This window comes from Streptomyces sp. NPDC057271, from assembly GCF_042668715.1.
Taxonomy (GTDB): domain Bacteria; phylum Actinomycetota; class Actinomycetes; order Streptomycetales; family Streptomycetaceae; genus Streptomyces.
The window spans coordinates 33,437-58,837 of the sequence record NZ_JBHUYJ010000016.1 but is presented as its reverse complement, the minus strand read 5'-3'; the positions used below and the strand labels follow the sequence as shown (position 1 = coordinate 58,837).

Here is a 25,401-nt window from a genome sequence, read left to right as displayed (position 1 = left end):
TTCGACGTGTTCAGCGGGCGACCGCCGGCGACATCGCGTGGAGCCGCAGGGCCAGCTGGATCTCCAGGGCACGGGACGGCGACTGCCAGTCGGGGCCGAGGAGGCGGCCGATCCGCTCGATGCGCTGCGCCACGGTATTCACATGGACATGGAGGTCGTCCTTCGTACGCGCCGGGCTCATACCGCTCGCGAAGTACGCGTCCATCGTGCGCACCAGATCCGTACCGCGGCGCCGGTCGTACGCGACGACCTGGCCGATCGTACGGTCGACGAAGCCCTCGATGTCCCGGGTGTCGGCGAGGAGCAGGCCGAGGAAGCCCAGGTCCTCGGCCGCGGCACCCTCGCCCGAGCGATGCAGCAGGCGCAGGGCGTCCAGGCACCGGCGGGCCTCCTCGTACGCGGTGGCGACCCGGCCGGGCTGGGCGAGGGGGGAGGCGACGGGGGCGGAGGCCCCCACGGTGACGGGCTCGCGCAGAGCGCCGCCGAGGTGCTTGGCGGTCTGCCGGGCCAGCTCGGCGGCGTCCTCGCCGGGGCCGAGGGGCAGCAGCAGGACCGTTCCTCCGTCGCGGGCGGAGGCCAGGCCCCGCCGGGTGGCGGCCAGATGGGAGGCCGCCGACCAGAGGCGCTGCCGGTCCGCGCTCTCCCGCACTCCTGCGTGGTCCGCCTCTCCCCCGGTCCCGCCGCGGTCGATCCGGGCGGCGAGGACGACATGGGGAGCGTCGACGTCGGTACGGAGTCGGGCGGCGCGCTCGCGCAGCAGTCCGCGGTCGCGGTCGGGGGCGTCGAGGAGGTCGTCGAGCAGTTCTCCCCGTACGCGCTGCTCGGCCTCGCCTGCCGAGCGGCGGGCGAGCAGCAGGAGCGAGGTCACCAGGGCGGCGCGCTCCAGAGTGCGCTGGTCGACGGGGTCGAGGTCCCGCTGCCCGTGCAGGACGAGGGCGCCGAAGGACTCGCCGCCGGCCGAGACGGCAGCCACCCAGCGGTCGCCCTCACGCAGCGCGTGACCGTCGGCGAGCCGGCCGGGGTCGAGGCCGGTGTCGATGAACTCGACTCTCCCTCCGAGGACTTCGGAGACGGCCGCGGCCACATCGTGGACCCCGCCGCCGTGCAGCACCAGTTCGGTGAGCCGGTCGTGGACGTCGGAGGCGCGCTCGATGACGCCGCTGTGCTCCCGGATGATGTCGTTGGCGCGCTCCAGCTCGGCCAGCGCCGAGCGCGTCTCGGCCAGCAGGTTCGCGGTGTCGATGGCGACCGCCGCGTGCGCGGCGAGGGAGGCCAGCAGCGCGACCTGTTCCCGCTCGAAGACCCGGGCACGCCGGTCCGCGGCGAACAGGACGCCGATCACCTGGCTGCCGAGGCTGAGCGGCACGCCGAGGATGGCGACGAGGCCCTCGTCGCGCACGGCCGAGTCGATGGTGGCGGTGTGCTGGAAGCGGGGGTCTTCGAAGTAGTTCTCCGTGACGTACGGCCTGGCGGTCTGGGCCACGAGACCGCCGAGCCCCTCGCCCATGCCGAGCCGGACCTGCTGGAAGCGCGCCGAGACCGAGCCCTCGGTGACGCGCATGTACGTGTCCCCCGCGCTCGGGTCGTTGAGGCTGAGGTAGGCCACCTCGGTGCCGAGGAGCGAGCGGGCGCGCTGGACGATGGCGCGGAGCACCGCGTCGAGGTCGCGCAGTCCCGCGAGATCGTGGGCGGTCTCGAAGAGGGCGGAGAGCTCCGCCTCGCGGCGCCGCCGCCCCTCCAGCTCGGCGCGGACGCGCAGGGCGTGCTGCTTGGCCCGCTCCAGTTCGGCCAACGCCTCCGGGCCCGCGCCGCTCGCACGGGCGAGCAGCACGGGCCGGTCGTACGCCTCCGCCGCGGCGCCTCGCGCGAGGAGCTCCAGGTAGGAGACCTGTTCTTGGGACATGGACACAGGGATACCTGCCGAACGGGTGGGAGCACCACCCCTGTGGAAAACCGTCAGTGCGCGGTCCAGCCGCCGTCGAGGGCCAGGGACGTGCCGGTGATGAAGGAGGCCTGCGGGGTGCAGAGATAGAGCACCGCCTCCGCGACCTCCTCCGGCTCGATCAGCCTCTTGACTGCGGAGTCCTTGAGGAGGACCTCGGTCAGGACCCGCTCCGCGGGGATGTCGTGAGCGGTGGCCTGGTCGGTGATCTGGCGCTCGACCAGAGGTGTACGCACATAGCCGGGGTTGACGCAGTTGGAGGTGACCCCGTGCGCGGCGCCTTCGAGTGCGGCGGTCTTGGAGAGCCCTTCGAGGCCGTGCTTGGCGGCCACGTAGGCGGACTTGAATGCGGAGGCGCGCAGTCCGTGGACGGAGGAGAGGTTGACGATCCGGCCCCAGCCCTGGGCGTACATGTGCGGCAGGGCGCCCCTGATCAGCCGGAAGGGCGCCTCCAGCATCACGGTGAGGACCGTGTGGAAGACGTCCGGCGGGAACTCCTCGATGGGGCGGACGAGCTGGATCCCGGCGTTGTTGACGAGGATGTCCGTGCCGGCGGCCACCCGCTCGGCGGCGTCGAGGTCCGTCAGGTCCAGGGTCTGCGGCTCGACGGCGCCCGGCAGTCCCTCGGCCGCCGCGGCGAGCGCATCCAGTCCTTCGGCAGCCCGGTCGACGGCTCTGACCCGGGCCCCCGCCGCGGCGAGCCGGAGCGCGCAGGCACGGCCGATGCCTCCGGCCGCGCCGGTGACGAGCGCCGTGCGGCCGGCGAGGTCGAGCAGCACGGAGCCGGGTGCGGGGACCGCTGCGGGGCCCTGCGCGGGAGCCTGGACGGGTGGTGCCGGTACCTGTGCCGGTACGGGCCCTGATGTGGTGGGGGCGCTCATGCTCCGCACCTTATGAAGCGCCTCACCCTCCACCGATGTGTTCCGAACCCACACTTCAGCTGCTGGGCATGGGGTCGAACCATGTGGGTTCGTCGGCGAGCGCCTGTTCGATCCGGAAGTGCGAGAACCGCTTCATCTGGGGCAGGTCGTCCACCTCGAACCAGGCGACCTCGGTCGACTCCTCGTCGTTGACCCGGGCCTCGCCGCCGACCGCGCGGCAGCGGAAGGAGACGTCCATGAACTGGCACCGGTCGCCGTTGGGGTAGACGACGGGCTTCCGCAGGGTCTGGACGATCACGACGCGCTCGACCTCGCAGCGCACGCCCGTCTCCTCGTACACCTCGCGTACGGCGCAGGCGGCCGGTTGCTCCCCGGGTTCGACGATGCCGCCGATGACGGACCAGAGGCCGTTGTCGGCGCGTCTGCCGAGCAGCACCCGACCCCGGTCGTCGAAGACGACGGCGCTCGCGCCCGGGAGGAAGAGCAGCCGGTGGCCGATGTCGACCCGGAGCTCGCGGATGAAGTCAGGAGTACCCATGCCTCGACCCTATGTCCCGGTGGATCAAGCTCCGACGGTCGCCGGACTCGGGCGTCGCGGCCCACGCCCGCCGGACTCGGGCGTCGCGGTCCGCGCCCGCCTGCTCAGACGTCGCGGTTCCGGCGGGCGCGGACCGAACGCAGCAGCGACCAGCCGAGGCCGGCAGCCGCCACGGCCACCAGGAGCGCCTCGGGCAGCGTGCCCATCCGCGTCGCGGGGGTCAGGGAGGAGCGCAGCGGCACCTTCTCGACGAGGACGTCCGGGGTGAACATCCGCGTCTGCTCCACGATCCGGCCGTCCGGCGCGATGATCGCGCTGACCCCGCTGGTGACCGGCACGACGACGGAACGGCTGTGCTCGACCGCCCGGACCCGCGACATCGCGAGCTGCTGGTACGTCATCTCGCTGCGGCCGAAGGTGGCGTTGTTGCTGGGGACGGAGATCAGCTGGGCGCCGTGGGTGACGGTGTCGCGCACGGCCCAGTCGAAGGCCGCCTCGTAGCAGGTGGCGAGGCCCACCTTCGTACCGGCGAGGTCGAAGACGCCGACCTTGTCACCGGGGCCGAAGTCGCGGCTGACACGGTCCACGTTGCTGTTGAAGATCCGTACGAAGGACCGCATCGGGATGTACTCGCCGAACGGCTGGACGTGCCGCTTGTCGTAGGTCGTGACGGGGCCCTTCTGCGGGTCCCACTCGATGAGGGTGTTGCGCAGCTTGCCCGTCGGAGGAGCGACGACGGCTCCGATCACGGTCGGCACGCCGATCTTCTTCACGGCCCGGTCGATGGCGTCCGCGGCGTCGGGATTCGCGTACGGGTCGATGTCCGAGGAGTTCTCCGGCCACAGGACGAAGTCCGGCTGCGGCTCCTTCTTCAGCGCGACTGCCTCGGCCAGCTCTTCGGTACGGGCGACGTGGTTGTCGAGGACCGCCCGCCGCTGCGCGTTGAAGTCGAGTCCGAGACGCGGAACGTTTCCCTGGACGGCGGCGACGGTCGCGGTGCCGTCCTCGGCGGAGTCGTCGACGAGCGGCAGGGCGGCGAGGGCTCCGGTGACCGGGACGAGGACGGTGAGGGCCGCCGCGGCGAGCGGACCGCGGGGGACCGTGCCGGTCGCGCGGTAGGCGCGGACCTGGCGGATCACCTCGTACAGTCCGAAGCCGCAGAGGGCGACGGCGAAGCCGAGCACGGGGGTGCCGCCGACCGCGGCGAGGGGCAGGAAGACGCCTTCGGCCTGGCCGAAGGCGATCTTGCCCCACGGGAAGCCGCCGAACGGGACACGCGCGCGTGCCGCCTCGGCGAGGATCCACACCGCCGCGGCGAAGACCGGCCACGCGGGCAGCCGGGAGACGGCCGCGACCCCGAGTCCGGCGGCGGCGATGAACAGCGCCTCGACGGCCGACAGGGCGATCCACGGGAACCGGCCTACCTCGGCTCCGGTCCAGATCAGCAGCGGCAGCAGGAAGCCGAGCCCGGCGAGGTAGCCGAGGCCGAAACCGGCGCGCGCCCGGCGGTCGCGCAGCGCCCAGCCGAGGAGCGCGAACCCCGGCAGCGCGAGCCACCACAGCGGGCGGGGCGGGAAGCTCAGGAAGAGCAGGACCCCTGCCAGCACGGCGGCGCCGGGCCGCGCCAGGCGTCGCAGCCGGGCGGGGCCGGGCTCGGGTGTGGCGGCGGGTCCGGAGGCGTCGACGGGCGTCATGGTGGTGCTCACGTTGCGGAGTCTACGGCGCGCGCCCACGCCCCCAGCATGCCGGGCGGAGGCCCGAGCGGCGCGGTCCGTGCGGCGGGGCGGGGGTGCACGTGCGGGTCCCACGCCACGCGTCCGCACCTGCGCCCCTCACGCGCTCTTCACTCCTGGCGCATCGTTTCTGCGCATCTGCTCCCCAAATCGCCGCCCCGCCGTTAGCGTGTCCGCCAGACGGAGCGGGGGTCCAGGGGGATGGCTGCAACTGCGGCTCAGGTGGCCGTCGTGCGCGAGCGCGGCCGCGCCGCGGACGTGGCCGGGGTGCTGGTCCTCGGCGCCTGCGTGCTCTGGTCGCTCGTCAGCGCCACGGAGCGGGACGCGCGCCCCGAGGGCGTGCTGCTCGCCGTCCTGGCGCTCAGCGCCGGCTACGCCTGCGGGCGGATCTCCGGCACGCTGCTTCCGGTGTCCGCCGCCGCGGTGGCGTCGCTCGCCGCCCTCGGCCTCGCGCTGGCCTCCGGGCCCGGTGTACCGGGCGCCACGCCCTTCGACTCCGTACGCCCCGGAGACACGGGAGCGACCGTGGCCCTGCTCGTGCTCGCCGCAGGCGCGGCCTGCTGCGCGGCTCCGGCGGCGAGGTCGGGCTCCGGTCGGCTCGCGCTCCGGGCCCTCGCCCTGGCCGTGGCGGGGTCGGCGCTGATGCTGGGCTCGGTGGCCGGTTTCGTGGCCGTGATCGGCGTACTGCTCTGCTCGCTCGCGGCGGTACGGATGCGGCGCCGGCTCCTCGGGCTCGCGGGGCTCGCGCTGGCGACCGGTCTGGCCGTCGGTGCCACGTGGGCGGTCGCGGAGGAGAGGCTGCCCGAGGGGCTCGCGGTCTCACTGGAGGGGCAGCTGACCTCGCACCGGGTCCTGCTGTGGCAGGACGCGCTCGCGCTCGCGAAGGAGAACCCGGTGCTGGGGGTCGGGCCCGACCGGTTCGGCGTGCTGAGCCCCACGGCGCGGGAGACGCTCCCCTCCGACGGCAAGCCCCACTCGGCCGTGCTCCAGCAGGCGCCGAGCAGGGGGTGCCGGGAGTCGTCCTCCTGGGGGCGGCGTACGGCTGGATGCTCTGGGGCCTGTGGTCCTCTCCCCGCACGACGGCGGTCGTTCTCACGGCGGGTGCCGGCCTGACGGCGCTCGCCGCGGTGGCCATGGTCGGCAACGCGCTGAGCTTCACGCCGGTGACGGCCGGAGCGGGGCTCCTCGCGGGTCTCGCGGCGGCCCGCGCGGCCCAGGCTCCGACGGAGGCGGACCCGGCGGACCGGGGAGACCGGGGAGACCGGACTGACGAGACGGCCTGGAGGGGCGAGACGGACTGGAGGGACCGGACGGACCGGGGAGACCGGACGGCCTGGAGGGACCGGACGGACCGGGGACACCGGACGGCCTGGAAGGACGGGACGGACCGGGCGGACTGACGTCCGTGGGCCGGCCTCAGGCGCTCTTCGGCTCGGTCGGCGTCCCCGGGTGGAGAAGCCGGTCACGGATGACCCGTACGCCGTACTCGGCGTCGTCGACGGTCACCGTGAACGTGCGGCCGTCCGCCATCCGGAGGATCAGGGCCTCGCCACGGCGGACGATGACCCCCTTGCCCTTCTCGGGCCGCCAGCGGTACCCCCAGCCGCCCCACTCGTGCGGGGTGACCCTCGGGATGTAGTCGGCGCCGACCACCTGGGCGAGGAGGATGCGACAGCGCGGTACGCCGATGTGGCCGCAGCGGACCTCCATGGCCTCGTCGTCCACCTTCACCTCGACGTGGACGAAGGCGAGCGTGCCGAAGAGGACGAGCAGCCCCGCCGCCACACAGCCGATCACGGCCATGAGCAGCGCGGCGATGCCGGAGGTCCACGCCGAGTCGACGGCGATGGTGATGCCCAGGGCCATACAGGCGGCGCCGGCGGCGGCCGCGACCCACTGCATGCGGTTCGTGGCGCGGCCGATCCAGACCTTCGGTAGCGGGGCACCCCTGTCCGGGTGCCGGTGATGCCGTGGATGTCGGGAATCGTCCCTCATGCCTGGCAGCCTACTCACGATCGGCTCGTGCGGCGCCTCTTCGGCACCGCCCCTGGCGCCGTCAGCGGGCGGCGGCCGCGGCCCGGAGAAGGCGCCCTTCGGCGTACTCCAGTGCGGCGACCGTCAGTTCCCCGGTCCGGCCGCTGAGCAGGACCGTCAGACCGCCGGACGGGGCCGCGTCGGGCTTGGGCTCGGCGCCGATTCGACGCAGCGCCTGTGCTGCGACTGCCCCCGCGGAGCCGTGGAAAACCACCGGCGGCAGCTCAGCGGACTGCACGGCCGCGCGAATCTGCTCGGCGACGAGTTCGTAGTGGGTGCAGCCGAGGACCAGGGCGCGCACATCGCGCGGGGTGAGCTTCGCGGCGGCGTCCACGGCCCGCCGCACGGCGTCCGCGTCCGCGTGCTCCACCGCGTCGGCGAGGCCGGGGCAGGGCACCTCGGTGACCTCGGCGCCGTCGGCGAAGTCGCGGATCAGTCCGCGCTGGTACGGGCTTCCGGTGGTGGCCGGGGTCGCCCAGATGGCGACCTTGCCGCCGCCCGAGGCGGCGGGCTTGATCGCGGGCACTGTGCCGACGACCGGGATACCGGGCTCAAGCGCGGCGCGCAGGGCGGGGAGGGCGTGCACGGTGGCGGTGTTGCAGCCGACGATCAGCGCGTCGGGCTCCAGGGCCGCGGCCGCGCGCGCCACGGCCAGGGCACGCTCGGTGAGGTCCTCGGGAGTACGGGGACCCCAGGGCATCCCGTCGGGGTCGCTGGAGAGGACCAGATCCGCGTCCGGCCGCAGTCGGCGAACCGCGGCCGCTGCCGGGAGCAGGCCGATTCCGGAGTCCATGAGCGCGATCTTCACCCGGTCACCCTAGCCGACCACCCTTGCGTCCCCGCCGATCTGGGGCAGACTGCGGCGAATGAGCGCCATTGCCTGGATCGCCATGGGTTCGCTGGCCGCCTGGGGGTGGCTGCTGCTGGGTCAGGGGTTCTTCTGGCGTACCGATCAGCGGCTGCCGTCACCGCCCGGCCACGCGCGCGAGGAGCCGGAGGTGTGGCCTCGCGTCGCCGTCGTCGTACCGGCGCGGGACGAGGCGGAGGTGCTGCCGCTGAGCCTTCCGTCCCTCCTCGCGCAGGACTATCCCGGCGAGGCGGAGGTCCTGCTCGTGGACGACGGCAGTACGGACGGCACGGGGAAGCTCGCCGAGGAACTGGCCCAGCGGTACGGCGGACTGCCGCTGACGGTCACGTCCCCGGGCGAGCCGGAGCCGGGCTGGACGGGCAAGCTCTGGGCCCTGCGCCATGGGATCACCCTGGCCCGCACCCGCGGCCCGGACCCCCTGGGCACGGAAGCGTCCGCTCCGCCGGGGCCGGAGCACCGCGGCCCCGGTCTCCACGCGGAGGAGCCGGGACTCCCCTCGACGGGCAGCCCGGAGATCCGCCCGCCCGGGACCCACCCGCCGGACACCCGCGGTCCGAAGCCCGGTGGCCCGGAGGGCCCGCCCCCGGGTTCCGGTGGGGCCGGGCCGTGTCGGCCGGAGTTCCTCCTGCTGACGGACGCGGACATCGCTCATGAGCCGGACAGTCTGCGCCGATTGGTGGAGGCGGCGCTCGCGTGCGAGCTGGATCTGGTCTCCCAGATGGCCAGGCTGCGGGTCGCGAGCGCAGGAGAGCGGCTCGTCGTGCCGGCCTTCGTCTACTTCTTCGCCCAGCTCTATCCGTTCCGCTGGATCAACCGCCGACACCGTCCGCGCGCGACCGCCGCGGCCGGGGGCTGTGTGCTTCTGCGCACCGGGACGGCCGAGCGGGCGCGCGTGCCCGAGTCGATCCGGCAGGCCGTGATCGACGACGTGTCCCTGGCACGTGCCGTACGGCGGGCAGGGGGCCGGATCTGGCTGGGGCTCGCCGAGCGGGTGGACTCCGTCCGCCCCTACCCGCATCTCTCCGACCTCTGGCGGATGGTCTCGCGCAGCGCGTACGCCCAGCTCCGGCACAACCCGCTCGTGCTCGCCGGAACGGTCGTCGGTCTCGCCGTCGTCTATCTGATGCCCCCGGTCGCCCTGGCGGTCGGGCTCTTCGGAGGGGACGCGGCCGCCGGCTGGGCGGGCGGGATCGCGTGGGCGGTGATGGCGGGGACGTACCTTCCCATGCTCCGCTACTACCGGCAGCCCCTCTGGCTCGCGCCCACGCTCCCCCTCACCGCCCTGCTCTACCTCTTCATGACCGTGGATTCGGCGGTGCAGCACTACCGGGGCCGGGGCGCCTCCTGGAAGGGGCGGACCTATGCCCGCCCCGAGGCGGCACCCGACCGCTGACGCGCGGGAGGCGGACGTCTCACTTGACGGCGGGAGTCCAGGTGAGTCCCCAGCCGTAGGCCTCGTCGGCGGTCTGCTGCATGGAGATCCCCGGTGCGTTGACCAGGAAACGGGCCTCGCGCCGCACGACCAGGTCGCCGTCCTCCCTGGTGATGAGCGCCAGCGCGCACGTCCGCGCCGGGACGGTGCACTCGTCGAGCGCGAACTCGATCGGGGCGCCGTCGCGCGGCTGGAGGGTCACGGTCGCGTGCAGGCCGCCGAAGTCGCTCGCGCCCTGATAGATGACCACGAAGAAGAGGAGCCGGCGGAACCGGTCCTTGTGGTCGAGGTTGACGGTGAGGTTCTCGCCCTCGGCGCGGGCGCCCGTGCGGTCGTCCGCGTCGAGCTGGATGTACGGCGGCTCATGGAGCGCGCCGAACCCTTCGAGCGCCTGCACCACACCCTTCGTGCCGTCCGTCAGCTCGTAGAGCACGCACAGGTCGAGATCGAGGTGGCCCGCCGTCGGCACCCCCGCCGCCCGGCGGCGGCCGAGGCCCCAACGTCGGGCGGAAGCACCGTCCGCCTTCTCCGCGCGCAGCTCCCAGTTGAGGTTCACCCGCATCACGCCGCCGGCCGTGCCGACGTCCTTCGTGAGGGAGACCGTCGGGGATTCCTTCGTGAGGGTGACCTTGGTGAGCCGTACGGGCTGCCCGGCGGCGGCCGGCGCGGGCGCCGTCGGAGTCTCGGCGGCCGGCGCCGCGACCACCGCCGCCGCCGGTGCCTGGACGGCGGGCTTCCCGGCTTCCGGCTCCTCGACCGATATGCCGTAGTCCGTGGCGAGCCCCGCGAGGCCGGAGTCGTAGCCCTGCCCCACCGCCCGGAACTTCCAGCCGCCGTCGCGGCGGTAGAGGTCCCCGAGGACGAAGGCGGTCTCGACGGTCGCGTCGGTACTGTCGTAGCGGGCAAGTTCCGCCCCGCCGTCCGCGTCGAGCACCCGTATGGACAGTCCCGGCACGCGGCCGAAGTCGCCGCCGTCCGCCGAGGCCGCGACGACGATCCGCTCGACCTCCGGCTCGACGGCCTCCAGATCCACGACGAGCGCGTCCGTGACGAGGCCGTCGGGGCCTTCCGAGGAGGATTTCCCTTCGTGTCGCACCGCCCCCGAGCCATGCGTCGGTTGGTTGTAGAAAACGAGGTCGGCGTCGGAGCGCACTTTCCCCGACACAAGGAGTAGCGCCGACGCGTCCACGTCCGGCACTCCGTTACCTGAACGCCAGCCCAATTCCAAGCGCACCCCGCGCGCCGACACCGGAACATTGGCCCCTTTAAGCATGAACATGCTCGCCCCCCAACCCGGGTTCCGCGTATCAAGATTTCTTTACGTCAAGCTAATGCCGGACACGACGGCCGCAAGGGCGACCCGTGGGTAACCCCCTCCCCAGCTCGCCTTTTCAAGATCGACGGTCCTTCGAGGCTTCCGAGCGCGACCGTTTTTGCCACGTTCGCTCGCATTGTGGATCGACAGTCGCTCAGAACCCGTCAAACAACCCTCTTATCGGGCTCCCCAACCAGCACATCGTGGGCTTAACTTATGGCCATGACCTCCCCCCGCTCCACCTACGGAGGCGGTTACTACACCGCGCCGTCGTTCCCCGACACCCCGATCTACGACTCCCTGGTCGCGGAGCGGGGCACGCCTCAGATCGCCCCGATCCGAGTGCCTGCCGCGTACGACACCGGCAACAGCTACCTGCCGGCGTTGCCCGCGGCCCTGCCCGCCCTCCCGGCGGCAGCCGGCCCCTCCCCCTCCTACGGCGGCGGCGGTTCGTACGGCTACCCCCAGCCGACGCCGCAGATGGCCCCCGTGCCGCTCCAGCACGCCCCCGCGCCGTACATCCCGCAGCAGCCCGCCGCGCCGCGCGGCTACCCGGGAATGCAGCAGCCACAGCCGCAGCGGCCGATGTCCACGGGGTACGAGGCGATGCGCCCGGCGGCCGCACGGCCCGCCCCGGCGCCCGCGCCGTACCAGGACCCCTACAACCGCCCCTACCAGGGCCAGGGGTACTGACAGACGCGTGCGCGGAGCGACTGGCAGGATGGCTCCATGCCGAATCCTCGTCTGCGCTCCGTCCACATCCACCCGGTCAAGGCGCTGCGCGGCCATGCGCCCGCCGAGGCGGAGGTCGAGCCATGGGGACTGGCCGGTGACCGCCGCTGGTCCGTGGTGGACGCGTCGGGCAAGGTCGTGACCCAACGCCGTCATGCGCGGATGACGTTGGCCTCGGCCGAGCCGCTGCCCGGCGGTGGCATCACGGTGTCCGCGCCCGGCCTGGCCGCGCTGGCGGTCGAGGTGCCACGGCCGTCCTCCACGATCCGCGTGGAGGTCTTCGACACTCCGGTGGAGGCGGTGCCGGCCGGGCCGGCGGCCGACGCGTGGTTCAGCGCGTTCCTGGAGACGGAGGTCCGTCTCGTCCACATGGACGACCCGGCGCGCCGGCGTCCGATCGATCCGGACTACGCCCTGCCCGGGGAGACCGTGAGCTTCGCGGACGGCTATCCGCTCCTCGCCACCACCACCTCCTCGCTCGACGCCCTCAACTCGCTGATCGCCCAGGGGGATCACGCCGACGAGGGTCCGCTGCCGATGAACCGCTTCCGGCCGAACGTGGTCATCGAGGGGACCGCGCCGTGGGCCGAGGACGGCTGGACCCGGCTCGCCATCGGTGAGGTCATGTTCCGGGCGGCCAAGGCCTCCGGTCGCTGCGTCGTGACCACCACCGACCAGCTCACCGGTGAGCGAGGCAAGGAGCCCCTGCGTACGCTCGGGGAGCACCGCAGGCAGGGAAGCAAGCTGGTCTTCGGCCAGAACCTGGTCCCGGAACACCCCGGCACGATCCGCGTCGGCGACGAGGTCAAGTTCCTCGACTGAGCGAACGCGCCCGGAGTCCGGCGCCCCGCACCTCCCACGTCCCTCACGCGGCGTCACAGAGACGTACGCATGCGCGATCGCGTCACACTTCCGCGTCCCGGCAGGCGGGGAACCCGCCCCCGGGTCAGACTCGTTGGGAGACCGGGAACGACGAGGGGGTGTGGCATGCGGGCAGCCATCGGAGTCTGGCGCTGGCGGCGCAACCCCCTGTGCCGGGCCACCGACCTCGTCGAGGCGTGGGTCGCGCTCGCCGCGGTCGCGCTTCTCGTGCTGGCCGTCCCCGCCGCGGGCTGGATCTCCGGCACGCGGACCGACGCCTCCCTCCAGCGCGCGGTCCAGGCCCAGGCCCGGCAGCGGCCCGCCACGACGGCCCGGGTGATCCGGCTCGCCGACACGTCGGCCCCGGGCCTGCAGAGCCCCGAGTCCTCGGGCGAGCAGCCCGCCCGGCGCGCCGTCGTGGCGACCTGGACCGCCCCGGACGGCACGGCCCGGACGGGCACGGTGGCCACCCGGCGTGAACTGTCCGATCCTGGCGACACCTTCCGGCTCTGGACCGACCTCGACAGGCGGCCGGTGAACGCGCCGATGCGGCCCGATACCGCCCGCGCCCACGCGGCCGTCGTCGGGCTGCTCGCGGCGGCCCTGACGGCGGTCTTCGTGGAGGCGGCGAGGAGACTGGTCGTACGCCGGCTCACGCACCAGCGGTACCGGCGTCTGGACCGCGCGTGGGCCAAGACCGGTCCCGACTGGGGCCGTACGGGCGCTGGCAGCTGACCCGTCTACCCGGCGGCGCCGCGCGCGCTACGGTGGGGCATCGGATCAGCAGCACGCATGAGGCGGGGGCAGAACACACCCATGGCACAGGGCACGGTCCAGGTGACGCACACCGGCACATCGCGGTGGCGGCGCCGCACGGGCGAGTACGCCTCCCTCGCCGCGGCCCTGGAGGCGGCCGGCGACGGCGACGTCCTCACCGTCGCCCCCGGCACGTACCGGGAGAACCTCGTCATCCAACGGGCCGTCACCCTGCGGGGCCCCGAGGGCGGGATCGGCTCGGTCCGCATCGCACCCGTGGACGGCGTACCGCTGACCGTCCGGGCGTCGGCGACGGTCCAGGATCTGCATGTGGAGGGGCAGGACTCCGCCGCGCCGGCGCTGCTCGTCGAGGACGGCACCCCCGAGCTGCTCGATCTGCGGATCGTGACCCGGTCGGCCGCCGGCCTGGAGGTCCGGGGCGAGGCTCGTCCCACGGTCCGCCGCTGCACGGTCGACAACCCGGCGGGCGTCGGCATCGCCGTACTCGACGGCGCGGGCGGAGTGTTCGAGGAGTGCGAGATCGTCGCGGCCGGCCAGTCCGGGGTGTCGGTGCGCGGCGGCGCCCATCCGCGCCTGGAGCGCTGCCGGGTCCATCACGCCTCGGGCTCGGGGATCTCCGTGACCGGTGAGGGCAGCGGCCTGGAGGGCATCGGCTGCGAGGTGTACGAGATCAAGGGCGCGGGGCTCCAGATCGCGTCGCGCGCCACCGCGCACCTCACCGACTCCTCGGTGCACCGCACCTCGGCCGACGGCATCACGCTCGACACGGACGCGGTGCTCACCCTCTCCGACTGCGACATCCACGACATTCCCGAGAACGCGGTCGACCTGCGCTCCCGCTCGGTGCTGACGCTGACCCGCTCGACCGTGCGCCGCTTCGGCCGCAACGGGCTCTCGGTGTGGGACCCGGGCACGCGCGTGGACGCCAACCAGTGCGAGATCCACGACAGCACGGGCGACTACCCGGCGGTCTGGATCAGCGACGGCGCGACCGGCGTCCTCGACGCGTGCCGGGTGCACGACGTGCCGGACGCGCTCTTCGTACTCGATCGCGGCTCGCGCGTGGACGTGGTCGACAGCGATCTGTCGCAGGTGCGGAACACGGCGGTGTCGGTCAGCGACGGCGCGACGGCGCAGCTCGACGACTGCCGGATCCGCGAGGCGTCGACCGGCGCCTGGTTCCGGGACCACGGCAGCGGCGGAACGCTCGGAGGGTGCACGATCGACTCCGTGCAGACCGGCGTGATCGTCACCAAGGGTGCGGACCCGACGATCGAGCGTTGCACGGTCACCTCGCCCGCCGAGGCCGGGTTCTACGTGTCCGCGGAGGGGCGGGGTTCCTTCCACGGCTGCCGGGTGACCGGGAGCGGCGGCTACGGCTTCCATGTGATGGACGGCTGCCGTACCACCCTGCGCAAGTGCCGTACGGAGCGGTGTGCCCGCGGCGGGTACGAGTTCCCGGAGGACGGCCCGGTCGCCGAGGACTGCACGAGCGACGAGAGCGCGGTGCGTACGCCTCCGGCCGCCGAGACCGGCACCGTACTGACGGCGACACAGTCGGCGGGGCTGCTCGGCACGGTTCCCCCGCCGCGCTCGCCGGTCGTCACGCCGGTCGTGCCGACGCCCGAGCCGGTTCCCGAGGCTCGCTCCTCGCAGGACGTTCTCGGCGAACTGGACGCGCTGGTGGGCCTGGAGAGCGTCAAGCACGAGGTGCGGACGCTCACGAACATGATCGAGGTCGGGCGCAGACGGCAGGAGGCGGGCCTCAAGGCGGCCTCGGTCCGGCGCCATCTGGTCTTCACCGGGAATCCGGGTACGGGCAAGACGACGGTGGCCCGGCTGTACGGCGAGATCCTCGCCTCGCTCGGGGTCCTGGAACGGGGCCATCTGGTCGAGGTCTCCCGGGTCGACCTGGTCGGCGAGCACATCGGCTCGACCGCGATCCGTACGCAGGAGGCGTTCGACCGGGCGCGCGGGGGCGTGCTCTTCGTCGACGAGGCGTACGCGCTGTCGCCGGAGGACTCCGGGCGGGACTTCGGGCGTGAGGCGATCGACACGCTGGTGAAGCTGATGGAGGACCACCGGGACGCGGTGGTGGTCATCGTCGCCGGGTACACGGCGGAGATGGAGCGCTTCCTGACCGTCAACCCCGGTGTGGCGTCCCGGTTCTCACGGACCATCACCTTCAGCGACTACGTACCGGACGAGCTGGTGCGGATCGTGGAGCAGCAGGCGGACGAGCACGAGTACCGGCTCGCCGACGGCACGGGCGAGGCCCTGCGGAAGTACTTCACCGAGCTGCCGAAGGGACCCGCGTTCGGCAACGGCCGCACGGCCCGGCAGACGTTCGAGTCGATGGTGGAGCGCCACGCGGGCCGGGTCGCCGTGCTCGCCGACGCGAGCACGGACGACCTGACGCTCCTCTATCCGGAGGATCTTCCGGAACTCCCCTGATCCGCCTGCCCGTTCGCGTCGTCCCGTCCGTCGCCGCCGCGCTGGCGCGGCAGTGCGGGCGGCAAGCGGTCCAGGAGCAGGGACCGTTCGGCGGCGAACGCGGGGTCGGCCTGGTAGTCGGAGTGCCCCAGAATCGGTTCGGGCAGAGGGTGTTCGGGGGTGCGGCCGTAGGCGACCGGGTCGAGCAGCGGGGCGTTGTCGACGGCCGGCTTCTCCCCGGAGGCGGACACTCGTACGGGCCCGCCTATGGGGTCGGTGGCCCGGTAGAGGTTGCTCCAGCAGTGGATCGTTCCGTAGAGGGCGCGTAGTGGGGCGGGGCCGAAGTAGGCCGGGAACCAACGCCCGTACAGCCGCTCCAGCGGCGATCCGTACGTCAGCAGCGCGACGCGGCTCCGGGTCACGGGCGGCAGCTGCCAGACGGCGGCCGCGGCGAGCACACTGCCCTGCGAGTGGCCGGAGATGACGAGCCGGCCGCCGGTGTGCCGGGTCCAGGAGCTCATGCGCCAGGTGAGGTCGGGGACCGCCCGTTCGGCGTAACAGGGTGGGGCGAAGGGGTGGGCGGCGCGCGGCCAGAAGGTGCCGACGTCCCAGAGGATGCCGATCGTGCGGCGGGCGGAGGCGTCCTTGTACGCGCGGCGGCCCCAGGTGACGAAGAGGAGGAAGCCGAAGCCGATCATCCAGGAGCCCAGGGCCTGGGCGGTGGCGGCGGTGGACGCGATGGCGGGATGGGCGCCGTCGAACGCCCGGCCGGGGACGTTGCCGCTGGCCCACGCGCCGACCACGGAGCCCGCGCCGAGGAGCAGGGTGGCGCCGGACACCGTACCGACGAGCGCGGGGGCGGCGTCGGTGAGGGCGGCGGTGGCTCGGGTGGCGGCGATCCGTCCCGTACGGACCGGGTCCGGGTCCTGCGTGCCGTAGTCGGCCTCGACGACGGGTCCGAGGCGGCGGGCGGCGCGGGCGGTCCGTACGAGGAGGAGGGCGAGGGGAGCGAGGAGCAGCAGGAGCAGGACGGGGATGACCGACGCCTGCCAGCTGAGGAGCACGGGCGGGGCCACGGTCGAGCCCGCGCCCATACCGGGGGTGGGCCTACCGTCCAGCCAGTCGGCGACGCGCTGGGCCACACCGCCGGACATCACACCGCCCAGCGCGCAGGCGAGCATGGCGACCGCGGGACCGCCGAGGCCGTGCAGTGCGGTGCGCGGATCGTGACGGCGGCGGTGCAGGAGGAAGGCGACCGCGCCCAGGACCACGACCAGGCCCCCTTGGGCGAGCGTCAGGACGCCGAAGGTGGCGTCGCCGGGCAGGGTGCCGCTGGAGCGCCAGCCGGGCCGGGACCAGCCGGCGTGGACCAGGGCGAGGGCGAGCAGCAGGAGGGACGTGCAGGGAAGCCAGGAGACCAGGGCCCGTTCGAGGCGCAGGTCGAGGCGTTTCTCGCTGCGGCCTCGACGGCAGACGACCCAGAGGACGACGGCGGCAAGGACGACGTAGGCCGCCTGGAGGGACCGGCCGAAGGCGTCGAGCAGGATGCCGGAGGCCTCACGGTCGTGGCGGGCGGCGGCGCCGGTGACGGCGGCGGCGACGATCAGGAACCCGACGGCGGTGTGCGCGGCACGCAGGCGGGCGACGAGACGCCGGCCGAACCAGAACCCGGGGCGGCCGAGGGCGGGGCGGACTTCGGGGGCCGGGCTGTCGACATGCGCGTCCTCGGGGTCGGCTCCGGTGTCCTCGGGCCCCGCGTCCGCGTCCTCGGGGTCGGCTTCGGCGTCCCCCGGGTCGGCTTCGGGCTTGGGCGCTTCGGCCGAGTCGGCATAGGCGTCCTCGTCGTAGCCGGTGGGCGGGCGCTGGGCTTCGTACGCGCTCCAGGTCCGGTTGGAGAGGTACCAGAGCAGCCCGACCAGCGCGGCCGGGACCAGGGCGGCGAGCGCGAGCCTGCGTCCCGGCTGCGACCACCAGCCGCCCCGCTCGGCCGAGAGGAAGCCGAGCCACGAACGGTCCTCGGCACACGCGGCCGAGCCCGCGCACTGCCAGGCCGTCAGATCGAGCGCGACCTCACACGCGGCGGCCGTGAGCAGCACCGTGAGGGTGAGCGCCACGAGCCGCACCAGCATCCCGTACGCCCGCACCAGCCGCGGGTGCCCCTTCGTCGGTGGGCGCATCCAGTGGGCGAGGTTGGCGACCATGAACGGCAGGAGCAGCAGCCACAGGGCGCGCGCGCCGTTGCCGGAGGTGAGGTTGGACCAGACGTACGCCTCCGCGACCGGCCGTTCGGCGTAGCGCTCGGGGTGGTCCTCGGCGTCGGCGTCGGCGCTGCGGCGGTGCACGGCGGCGGTCGTGTCGCCGGTGACCCGCACCGTGCGCGGATCGCCCAGCATGTCCTGTGGCGTGGCTCCGCCGACCCCGTGGACGAGGAGTTCGAGCGCCGCGCCGCCGCTCTTCGGGGCGGGTGTGGCAGGGGGCACTTCGGTGTCTCACTCTCTGGGTGGGAGGATTCGACGGCAGGCAACCAGGATCGCGGAAGGCCGTGCGCCGGTGCACGGGCTCTCACGGAATCCGCCCTCCATCCCCCTGTTCCCTTCGGAAGGACCGGTCCCTGTGGTGAGCGACCATCAGAATCTTCTCGCTGAGCAGCGGCGCGCACTCATTCTGGACGAGGTGCGGCGGCGCGGGGGTGTACGCGTCAACGAGCTGACACGGCGGCTCAACGTCTCGGACATGACGATCCGCCGGGACCTGGACGCGCTGGCCCGCCAGGGTGTGGTCGAGAAGGTGCACGGCGGTGCGGTGCCGTCGGTCGAGACCAGTTCGCACGAGCCCGGGTTCGAGGCCAAGTCGGCGCTCGAACTGGGCGCGAAGGAGGAGATCGCCCGGACGGCGGCGCGGATGGTGGCGCCGGGTTCGGCGATCGCGCTCTCGGGCGGTACGACGACGTTCGCGCTGGCCCGGCATCTGCTCGACGTGCCCGATCTGACGGTCGTGACCAACTCGGTCCGGGTTGCCGATGTCTTCCACACCGCGCAGCCGGCCGGCGCGGCGGGCGAGGCGGCACGGCCGGGCGCCGCGACGGTCGTGCTCACGGGCGGGGTGCGGACCCCGTCGGACGCCCTGGTGGGACCGGTGGCCGACCAGGCGATCCGCTCGCTCCACTTCGACGTGCTGTTCCTGGGGGTGCACGGGATCTCGGTGGAGGCGGGGCTCTCGACGCCGAATCTCGCGGAGGCGGAGACCAACCGGCGTCTGATGCGCTCGGCCCGCCGGGTGGTGGTGGTCGCGGACCGCACGAAGTGGGGGACGGTGGGGCTGAGTTCGTTCGCGCGGCTCGGCGAGGTGGGGACGCTGGTGACGGACGCGGGGCTGTCGCCGCAGACCCGGGCGGAGATGGCGGAGCATCTGCCTGACCTGGTGGTGGCCGGCGGGGACCCGGACGAGCACGAGGACCGCACCGGGGGCGCCGTGGACGGGGACTCCACGGGAGGGCGGACGTGAGTCGCTTCCGGGTCGAGCGTGTTTCGGAGCTGCCGGTGGAGGAGGTGTGGCGGCGGCTCACCGACTTCGCGGCGCACGGCCGGCTGGTTCCGCTCACCCGCAGCCGGGTGCTCTCCCCCGGGCCGACGGGGGTGGGGACGCGGTTCGTGGCCCGTACCGGCATCGGGCGTCTCTCCTTCGATGACCCCATGGAGGTCGTGGTCTGGGAACCCCCGGGGCCCGGTCGGCCGGGAAGGTGCCGGCTGGAGAAGCACGGGCGCGTGGTGCTCGGCCGGGCCGTGATCGAGGTGTACGAGCACGCTGGTGGCGGCGCCCGCGCGGTGTGGGTGGAGGAGCTTCGCCTCCGCGGGGTCCCCGGCGCGTTCGATCCCGTACTGGCGCTGGCCGGGCGGAGGGTGTTCGGCCGGGCCGTGGACGGACTGCTGGGCAGCTGACGTTACGTCAGCTAAGGTGTGCGGGCCTCAGATCCCCGCCTCGGGAGGGACGGTCCATGACGCACCGACTCAGGCTCGTGGAGCTCGACTTCGCCGCGACCGCGCCCGTACGGCTGGTGTTCACGGCCGATCTCGCGGCGCGGCCCTCCACCGTGTTCCGCTCGCTCGCGGTGGAACTGGGCTCCATACCCTCCTGGTTCAGGGCGGTCGCGTCCGCGACCCCGACCGGTGGCGGCACCGGTCGCGTGGTCCGGCTGCGGGGCGGGGTCGTGTTCCAGGAGACGATCCTCGCCCACGACCCGGACACCCGCTACGCGTACCGCGTCGACGAGACCAACGCACCGGGCGTCACCGCCATGGTGGAGGACTGGGCCCTCTCCCCCGCCGGCTCGGGCACCAAGGTCCGCTGGACGATGGCGGTCGACGGCACGGCACCGTACCTGTTCGCGATGCGGCTGGCCCGTCCGGGAGTGGGCAGATCCTTCCGCGACGCGATGCGCCGCCTCGACCTGCGGCTCACTCCGGCCAGACACCCGTCGCCAGGAACCGGTCGATAGCGGCGGCGTACGGCGCGATGTCCAGGCCCTGTTCGGCCAGCCAGGCGTCGGAGTAGTACTTGTCGAGGTAGCGGTCGCCCGGGTCGCAGATCAGGGTCACGACGCTGCCCGTGCGGCCCTGTTCGACCATCTCGGCGACGATCTTCAGCGCGCTCCACAGGCCGGTTCCGGTGGAGCCGCCCGCCTTGCGGCCGATGGCGCCCTCCAGGGCGCGCACAGCGGCGACACTCGCGGCGTCGGGGACCTTCATCATCCGGTCGATGGCGCCGGGCACGAAGCTGGGCTCCATCCGGGGTCTGCCGATGCCCTCGATACGCGAGCCGCAGTCGGAGGTCGCTTCGGGGTCGTTCTTGGTCCAGCCGTCGAAGAAGCAGGAGTTCTCCGGGTCGGCGACGCAGATACGGGTGTCGTGCTGCATGTAGTGCACGTACCGGGCGATGGTGGCGGACGTGCCGCCGGTGCCGGCCGTCGCCACGATCCACGCGGGCTCGGGGTACCGCTCCAGCCGCAGCTGCTGGTAGATCGACTCGGCGATGTTGTTGTTGCCGCGCCAGTCGGTGGCCCGCTCGGCGTACGTGAACTGGTCCATGTAGTGGCCGCCGGTCCGCGCGGCGAGGGCGGCGGACTCCTCGTACATCGTGCGGGAGTCGTCGACGAAGTGGCACTGACCGCCGTGGAACTCGATCAGCCGGCACTTCTCGGCGCTCGTCGTGCGGGGCATCACGGCGATGAAGGGCACGCCGATCAGCTTGGCGAAGTACGCCTCGGAGACTGCGGTCGAGCCGCTGGAGGCCTCGATGACGGGCTTGCCGGGCCGGATCCAGCCGTTGCACAGACCGTAGAGGAACAGGGAGCGGGCGAGGCGGTGCTTGAGGCTGCCCGTGGGGTGCGTCGACTCGTCCTTGAGGTAGAGGTCGATGCCCCACGAATCGGGCAGCGGGAAGCGCAGCAGGTGGGTGTCGGCGGAGCGGTTGGCGTCGGCCTGCACCTTCCGGACCGCCTCTTTCAGCCAGGCGCGGTACGCCGGGTCGCTGTGGTCGATGTCGACGGTCGCGACCGCGACCGCGACTCGCGCCGTCTTCTCCGTGGTGCTCACAGGTGCTTCTCCTCGTCCGGCCCAGCAGATCCCCCACTGCCGACGATAACTCTCCCACCTGCACAAACGTTCGCTTTGGGGGTCCATAGTAGTCCCTTGCAGCAGGGGCCTCTGGTGCCGCCGCAGCCCGCCCGGCACACTGGAGGGAACAACCGGTGCGAAGGGGGCGGATCGAGATGGCGGACCGAGAGGCGTCCTGGCCCGAGGCGACGGAGCCCGGGACGGAGAAGCCTGAGTTCACGGCCACGGGCGTACGGATCGAGCGCTGGCCGCGGTCGCTGACCCGGGCGGGCGAGGTCCGGATCGAGGACGGCCGACTGTCACTCTTGACGAGTTACGGCAGCGAGATCGACAGCGCCCCCGTGGCATCGGTGCGGGCAGGGCGCCCCTGGTTCGCGAAACCGGACGAGACGGTCGCGACCGTGAACGGCACACGCTACCGGCTGACCATGGAGCACCCCGCCCGCGGGCCGCGCGACCGGGCGTCCGGGCCCGGGGGTTTCCTCGAAGCGCTGAAGCGGGCGGCCAGGCGTTGACGACGGCGCCGTGGGGCGCCGAGACAACCGGTGACCTGCGGAGGGTCTCCGCGAGTTGCGGGCCGGTCACCACTGGTTCACCCTGGAACCACCTCACTGAGGGTTCACCGGCGGTGACGCTGTGATCCAGCCCGCCGCCCTGCTGTACGCATGTCAGATCCGAATCTTCGTCTTCTTCCGGACCTCAACTTCGGGGAGTCGCAGCCGTGATCAGCGAGCCAAGCAGGCACTGCACGGTGGAGCTCCAGGCCCTGCCGTCGCGGATCGGTCAGGTCCGCAGGATCGTATCGGCGCACCTGCGCTACTGGCATCTCGATGCCTTGATCGACCATGCGGCGCTCGGTGTCACCGAGCTGCTGACCAATGTTCACCGGCACGCACAGCCGGACAAGATGTGCACCGTCGAGATCGAGCTGCTGCTCGATCGCCTCACCGTCTCGGTCCATGACCACGACCCGCGGATACCGAACGTCGACTGCCGGTCGGGGCGCACGACCCCCGACAACGTCGAGGAGTTCGCCACCTCGGGGCGTGGCCTGGCCATCATCGAGGCCGTCAGCGAGAGCTGGGGCATCCGTCCGCACGACAGCGGGAAGATCGTCTGGTTCACCCTGCCGGCGCCCCTGCCCCCGGTCGCCGTGCCGGCCCGCTCGCACGCCGTGTACGGCGCGACCACCGACGGACCCTTCGCAGGCCACACCCGCTTCCGCGGTGCGCACGCCACGAGCCTGGAGGGCGTCCCCTTCGGCGGGCCCCAGGCACCGGCCCGCACCCCGGCGGTCGCCCGCTCGGCCCTGGCGGGCTGAGCGGACGACGCCCCCGTCTCCGTAGACCTTGACGGCGTCCACGAGCAGGGCGGCGGTACGGACGGCACGCGGGAGGGTTCTGGGGAGGTGCCCGTCATGGCGCCCGCCCTCGGGCCCGGTGGCGCGGCCGAAGTGCTCCTCAAGGACCGTCAGCCGGCGCCAGTACTCGTCCTCGTCGATGTCGCCCGCCGCGAACCGGTGGCGAGGAGGGCGATCGGCGACCGCTCGTCGCAGGCGGGACGGGGTCCGGGGCCGCGCCTGCCGCGCCATCCGGTGCGGCGCACCACGGCGAACACGGCGAACACGGCCGGCGGTTTCGTCCGTACGACGGGGGAGTACGGAGTCTCCCGCCGGGCGCTCACGCTTCTGTACCTACTGGTATGTACACTCGCCGTATGACGACGCCCGAGCGACTGATCGAGGCCACCCGCGAGCTGCTCTGGGAGCGCGGATACGTGGGGACGAGCCCCAAGGCGATCCAGCAGGCCGCCGGCGCGGGCCAGGGCAGCATGTACCACCACTTCGCCGGGAAGCCAGATCTGGCGCTGGCCGCGATCCGCCGCACGGCCGAGGAGATGCGGGCGTCGGCCGAGTCGGTCCTGAGTGGCGGAGGAACGGCGTGCGCGCGCGTGGAGGCGTATCTGCTGCGCGAGCGCGAGGTGTTGCGCGGCTGCCCCGTCGGCCGTCTGACGATGGACCCGGACGTCATGCGGAGCGAGGAACTGCGCGCCCCGGTCGACGAGACCCTCGACTGGCTGCGGGGCCGGCTGGCCGGGATCGTCCGGGAGGGGCTGGACAGCGGGGAGTTGACGGGCCCCCTGGACCCGGCCGAGCTGGCGGCGACGATCGTGGCGACCGTGCAGGGCGGCTACGTCCTGGCCCGCGCCTCCGGCTCCCCCGCCGCCTTCGACGCGGCGACGCGAGGCCTGCTCGCGCTGCTGTCACCCCGTACGGCCTGAGCACACCCGGCCTGAACACGCCCGGCCCGAGCACGTACCTCCTCCGCACCCGCCCCTCCCGAGCGGACCAGAGAACCGGAGAGTCCCGATGCATGCCATGCAGTACGAGATCACGCTCCCCGCCGACTACGACATGGAGATCATCCGCAGGCGGGTCGCGACAAGGGGGCATCTGCTGGACGGCTTCCCCGGGCTCGGCCTCAAGGCGTATCTGATCCGCGAGCGCGCGGACGGGTCGCCGGTCGACCAGTACGCGCCGTTCTATCTCTGGGCGACGCCGGAAGGCATGAACTCGTTCCTCTGGGGCCCCGGTTTCCAGGGCATCGTGAACGACTTCGGACGGCCCGTGGTGCAGCACTGGACAGGGCTCGCGTACGAGGAGGGGCCGGCGTCCTCGGCCGCGCCGCACACCGCGACGCGCCGCAAGGAGCGACTCGGGGACTCCACCGCGCCGGGTGACGCCGTGGCGGAGGCATGCGACCGGCACGCGCGCGCGGCGGGCGGGGACGGCGTGGTGGCGAGCGCGCTCGCCATCGACCCGCGCCACTGGGAGCTGCTCTTCTTCACGCTCTGGGCGGAGGGAGCCGAGCCGCAGGAGGGTGCGGACGACCGTTTCCAGGTGCTGCACATGTCCGCGCCGGAGAGGGCGTCGCTGGCCGGCCGACCGGAATGAGGGGTCGGGCGGCCGCCGGCGCGCAGGTCAGACGGCCGGCCGGCCCAAGGCCGCCAGGGGGTCGTCCAGGACCGGCTGCCAGGCCAGCTCCGCCGCGCCCACCAGGCTGTTGTGGTCGAGGGTGCAGGCGAGGATCGGCACACCGCCGCTGCGCCCCCACAGGCTGCGGTCGGCGACGACCGCGCGCAGGCGGTCCGGGTCCGCGTCGAGCAGTTCGCGGTGCAGGCCGCCGAGGATGATCCGGTCGGGGTTGAGGATGTTCACCAGGCCCGCGAGGCCCAGCCCCAGACGGTCGATCAGCTCCTCCGTGGCGGCGCGCACCCCCGGGTCGTCGGGGCTGGTGCGGAGCAGGTCGCGGGACTGCTGCAGCAGTGACACCTCCGGCCCCGGGGCGCGACCCGCCACGGTGAGGAAGGCGAGGGGGTCGGTCTCCACGTCGAGGCAGCCGCGGCTGCCGCAGTGACAGGGGCGGCCCTCGGGGTTGACCGTGACGTGCCCGACCTCCAGGGCGAGGCCCGAACTGCCCGTGTGCAGCCGCCCGTCGAGGACGAGGGCGCCGCCGACGCCCCGGTGGCCGGTGGCCACGCACAGGAGGTCCCTGGCCCCGCGTCCGGCGCCGTGCCGGTGCTCGGCGAGGGCGGCGAGGTTGACGTCGTTACCGGTGAAGGCGGGGCCTTCGATGCCCGCGGCCCGTACGCGTTCGGCGAAGATCTCGCGTACCGGCGCTCCGGCGGGCCAGGCGAGGTGGAGCGGGTTGAGGGCGGTGCCCTCGGGTTCGGCGACCGCCGAGGGGGCGGCGAGACCGGCTCCCACACAGCGGCGCCCGCTCTCGCGGAGCAGGGCGGCGCCCGCGTCGACGACGGCGCCGAGGACCTGCGCGGGGTCGGCGGAGACGGTGACACAGCCGGGCGCGGTGGCGACGATCGTGCCGCCGAGCCCGACGAGCGCGGCGCGGAAGCCGTCGGCATGGACCTGGGCGGCGAGGGCGACGGGGCCCTTCTCGTCGACGGCGAGCCGGTGCGAGGGGCGGCCCTGGGATCCGGCGGCGGCGCCTGGGTTGGAGTCGACGCGGATGAGGCCGAGGGCTTCGAGTTCGGCGGCGACGGCGCCTGCCGTGGCGCGGGTGACGCCCAGTTCGGCGGTGAGCACGGCGCGGGTCGGTGCACGGCCCGTATGCACCAGTTCCAGCGCGGGCCCGAGCGCGCCGCGCCCTCTGTCCAGCCGTGTCTTGGTCGTGGTCGCCTTGCCGTTCATGTGGGCGAGTCTCCCATGATCGGGCGGTGCACCCGT

22 protein-coding genes and 2 pseudogenes are annotated in these 25,401 nt (G+C 73.3%); 13 read left to right on the top strand and 11 right to left on the bottom strand.

Annotated elements, in window-relative coordinates; translation table 11 throughout:
* Positions 1-10: 10 nt before the first annotated feature.
* The 4 genes from ACFUJR_RS10885 to lnt form a co-directional block, all read right to left on the bottom strand.
* Entirely contained in the window at positions 11-1,903 is a 1,893-nt protein-coding gene (locus tag ACFUJR_RS10885; protein WP_383170269.1) for a helix-turn-helix domain-containing protein, read from the bottom strand.
* 53 nt (positions 1,904-1,956) lie between these two features.
* Complete coding sequence (locus tag ACFUJR_RS10880; RefSeq protein WP_383170270.1) at positions 1,957-2,823, bottom strand: 3-hydroxybutyrate dehydrogenase; 867 nt, start codon at positions 2,821-2,823, stop codon at positions 1,957-1,959.
* Between the two features lie 55 nt (positions 2,824-2,878).
* On the bottom strand, positions 2,879-3,361 hold the full coding sequence (locus ACFUJR_RS10875) for an NUDIX domain-containing protein (protein WP_383170272.1): 483 nt from the start codon (positions 3,359-3,361) through the stop codon (positions 2,879-2,881).
* A 104-nt stretch (positions 3,362-3,465) separates the two neighbouring features.
* A complete protein-coding gene (lnt, locus tag ACFUJR_RS10870) occupies positions 3,466-5,067 on the bottom strand; it encodes an apolipoprotein N-acyltransferase (RefSeq protein ID WP_383170274.1) in 1,602 nt (533 codons plus the stop codon).
* Between the two features lie 294 nt (positions 5,068-5,361).
* On the opposite strand from lnt, the pseudogene ACFUJR_RS10865 reads away from it, so the two are divergent.
* A pseudogene (locus tag ACFUJR_RS10865) lies at positions 5,362-6,338 on the top strand (O-antigen ligase family protein); the annotation flags it as partial.
* A gap of 172 nt (positions 6,339-6,510) precedes the next feature.
* On the opposite strand, the gene ACFUJR_RS10860 reads toward ACFUJR_RS10865, so the two are convergent.
* Both ACFUJR_RS10860 and ACFUJR_RS10855 read right to left on the bottom strand, forming a co-directional pair.
* A complete protein-coding gene (locus ACFUJR_RS10860) occupies positions 6,511-7,089 on the bottom strand; it encodes a hypothetical protein (protein WP_383170275.1) in 579 nt (192 codons plus the stop codon).
* A gap of 61 nt (positions 7,090-7,150) precedes the next feature.
* Positions 7,151-7,936 (bottom strand): glutamate racemase, encoded by a 786-nt coding sequence (locus tag ACFUJR_RS10855; protein ID WP_383170277.1) that lies wholly within the window; start codon positions 7,934-7,936, stop codon positions 7,151-7,153.
* A gap of 58 nt (positions 7,937-7,994) precedes the next feature.
* On the opposite strand from ACFUJR_RS10855, the gene ACFUJR_RS10850 reads away from it, so the two are divergent.
* Positions 7,995-9,389, top strand: coding sequence for a glycosyltransferase (locus ACFUJR_RS10850; RefSeq protein ID WP_383170279.1), 1,395 nt, complete (start codon positions 7,995-7,997; stop codon positions 9,387-9,389).
* 19 nt (positions 9,390-9,408) lie between these two features.
* On the opposite strand, the gene ACFUJR_RS10845 is transcribed toward ACFUJR_RS10850, so the two are convergent.
* The gene (locus ACFUJR_RS10845) at positions 9,409-10,707 is read right to left on the bottom strand and encodes a TerD family protein (protein WP_383170281.1); all 1,299 of its coding nucleotides are present in this window, start codon (positions 10,705-10,707) and stop codon (positions 9,409-9,411) included.
* 258 nt (positions 10,708-10,965) lie between these two features.
* Between ACFUJR_RS10845 and ACFUJR_RS10840 the strand changes: the two genes are divergently transcribed.
* The 4 genes from ACFUJR_RS10840 (at position 10,966) to ACFUJR_RS10825 (ending at position 15,567) form a co-directional block, all read left to right on the top strand.
* A complete protein-coding gene (locus tag ACFUJR_RS10840) occupies positions 10,966-11,436 on the top strand; it encodes a DUF6643 family protein (RefSeq protein WP_383170283.1) in 471 nt (156 codons plus the stop codon).
* A 36-nt stretch (positions 11,437-11,472) separates the two neighbouring features.
* The gene (locus tag ACFUJR_RS10835; RefSeq protein ID WP_383170285.1) at positions 11,473-12,297 is read left to right on the top strand and encodes an MOSC domain-containing protein; all 825 of its coding nucleotides are present in this window, start codon (positions 11,473-11,475) and stop codon (positions 12,295-12,297) included.
* Positions 12,298-12,462: 165 nt separating this feature from the next.
* Positions 12,463-13,071, top strand: coding sequence for a hypothetical protein (locus ACFUJR_RS10830; RefSeq protein ID WP_383170287.1), 609 nt, complete (start codon positions 12,463-12,465; stop codon positions 13,069-13,071).
* 81 nt (positions 13,072-13,152) lie between these two features.
* The gene (locus ACFUJR_RS10825; RefSeq protein WP_383170289.1) at positions 13,153-15,567 is read left to right on the top strand and encodes a right-handed parallel beta-helix repeat-containing protein; all 2,415 of its coding nucleotides are present in this window, start codon (positions 13,153-13,155) and stop codon (positions 15,565-15,567) included.
* On the opposite strand, the gene ACFUJR_RS10820 is transcribed toward ACFUJR_RS10825, so the two are convergent.
* Positions 15,537-18,026, bottom strand: a complete 2,490-nt coding sequence (locus ACFUJR_RS10820) for a hypothetical protein (protein ID WP_383170290.1) — start codon at positions 18,024-18,026, stop codon at positions 15,537-15,539. The genes ACFUJR_RS10825 and ACFUJR_RS10820 overlap by 31 nt on opposite strands.
* 136 nt (positions 18,027-18,162) lie before the next feature.
* Between ACFUJR_RS10820 and ACFUJR_RS10815 the strand changes: the two genes are divergently transcribed.
* The 3 genes from ACFUJR_RS10815 to ACFUJR_RS10805 are packed head-to-tail and all read left to right on the top strand — an operon-like array spanning position 18,163 to position 20,041.
* Entirely contained in the window at positions 18,163-19,050 is an 888-nt protein-coding gene (locus tag ACFUJR_RS10815; protein WP_383170292.1) for a DeoR/GlpR family DNA-binding transcription regulator, read from the top strand.
* The gene (locus tag ACFUJR_RS10810; RefSeq protein WP_383170294.1) at positions 19,047-19,484 is read left to right on the top strand and encodes an SRPBCC family protein; all 438 of its coding nucleotides are present in this window, start codon (positions 19,047-19,049) and stop codon (positions 19,482-19,484) included. Before ACFUJR_RS10815 ends, ACFUJR_RS10810 begins: the two co-directional genes overlap by 4 nt.
* Before the next feature lie 56 nt (positions 19,485-19,540).
* Positions 19,541-20,041 (top strand): SRPBCC family protein, encoded by a 501-nt coding sequence (locus ACFUJR_RS10805; RefSeq protein ID WP_383170296.1) that lies wholly within the window; start codon positions 19,541-19,543, stop codon positions 20,039-20,041.
* On the opposite strand, the gene ACFUJR_RS10800 is transcribed toward ACFUJR_RS10805, so the two are convergent.
* Entirely contained in the window at positions 20,001-21,137 is a 1,137-nt protein-coding gene (locus ACFUJR_RS10800) for a PLP-dependent cysteine synthase family protein (protein WP_383170298.1), read from the bottom strand. The two genes, ACFUJR_RS10805 and ACFUJR_RS10800, sit on opposite strands and share 41 nt — an antisense overlap.
* A 176-nt stretch (positions 21,138-21,313) precedes the next feature.
* Here ACFUJR_RS10800 and ACFUJR_RS10795 point away from each other — a divergent pair, with 176 nt between their 5' ends.
* Together ACFUJR_RS10795 and ACFUJR_RS10790 are read left to right on the top strand one after the other, a co-directional pair.
* Positions 21,314-21,673 carry a hypothetical protein gene (locus ACFUJR_RS10795; RefSeq protein ID WP_383170300.1) on the top strand — a complete coding sequence of 120 codons (360 nt, stop codon included), beginning with the start codon at positions 21,314-21,316 and terminating at the stop codon, positions 21,671-21,673.
* Between the two features lie 206 nt (positions 21,674-21,879).
* A complete protein-coding gene (locus ACFUJR_RS10790) occupies positions 21,880-22,479 on the top strand; it encodes an ATP-binding protein (protein WP_383170302.1) in 600 nt (199 codons plus the stop codon).
* Positions 22,480-22,584: 105 nt separating this feature from the next.
* On the opposite strand, the pseudogene ACFUJR_RS10785 reads toward ACFUJR_RS10790, so the two are convergent.
* Positions 22,585-22,766: pseudogene (locus tag ACFUJR_RS10785) on the bottom strand (SHOCT domain-containing protein); the annotation flags it as partial.
* Positions 22,767-22,859: 93 nt separating this feature from the next.
* Between ACFUJR_RS10785 and ACFUJR_RS10780 the strand changes: the two are divergent.
* Entirely contained in the window at positions 22,860-23,438 is a 579-nt protein-coding gene (locus tag ACFUJR_RS10780) for a TetR/AcrR family transcriptional regulator (RefSeq protein ID WP_383170304.1), read from the top strand.
* An 88-nt stretch (positions 23,439-23,526) separates the two neighbouring features.
* Positions 23,527-24,111: a DUF4865 family protein gene (locus ACFUJR_RS10775; protein ID WP_383170306.1), complete on the top strand. Its 585-nt coding sequence runs from the start codon at positions 23,527-23,529 to the stop codon at positions 24,109-24,111.
* Positions 24,112-24,138: 27 nt separating this feature from the next.
* Here the strand turns inward: ACFUJR_RS10775 and ACFUJR_RS10770 are convergent, their stop codons facing one another.
* The gene (locus ACFUJR_RS10770; protein ID WP_383170308.1) at positions 24,139-25,365 is read right to left on the bottom strand and encodes an ROK family protein; all 1,227 of its coding nucleotides are present in this window, start codon (positions 25,363-25,365) and stop codon (positions 24,139-24,141) included.
* Between the last annotated feature and the right edge of the window lie 36 nt (positions 25,366-25,401).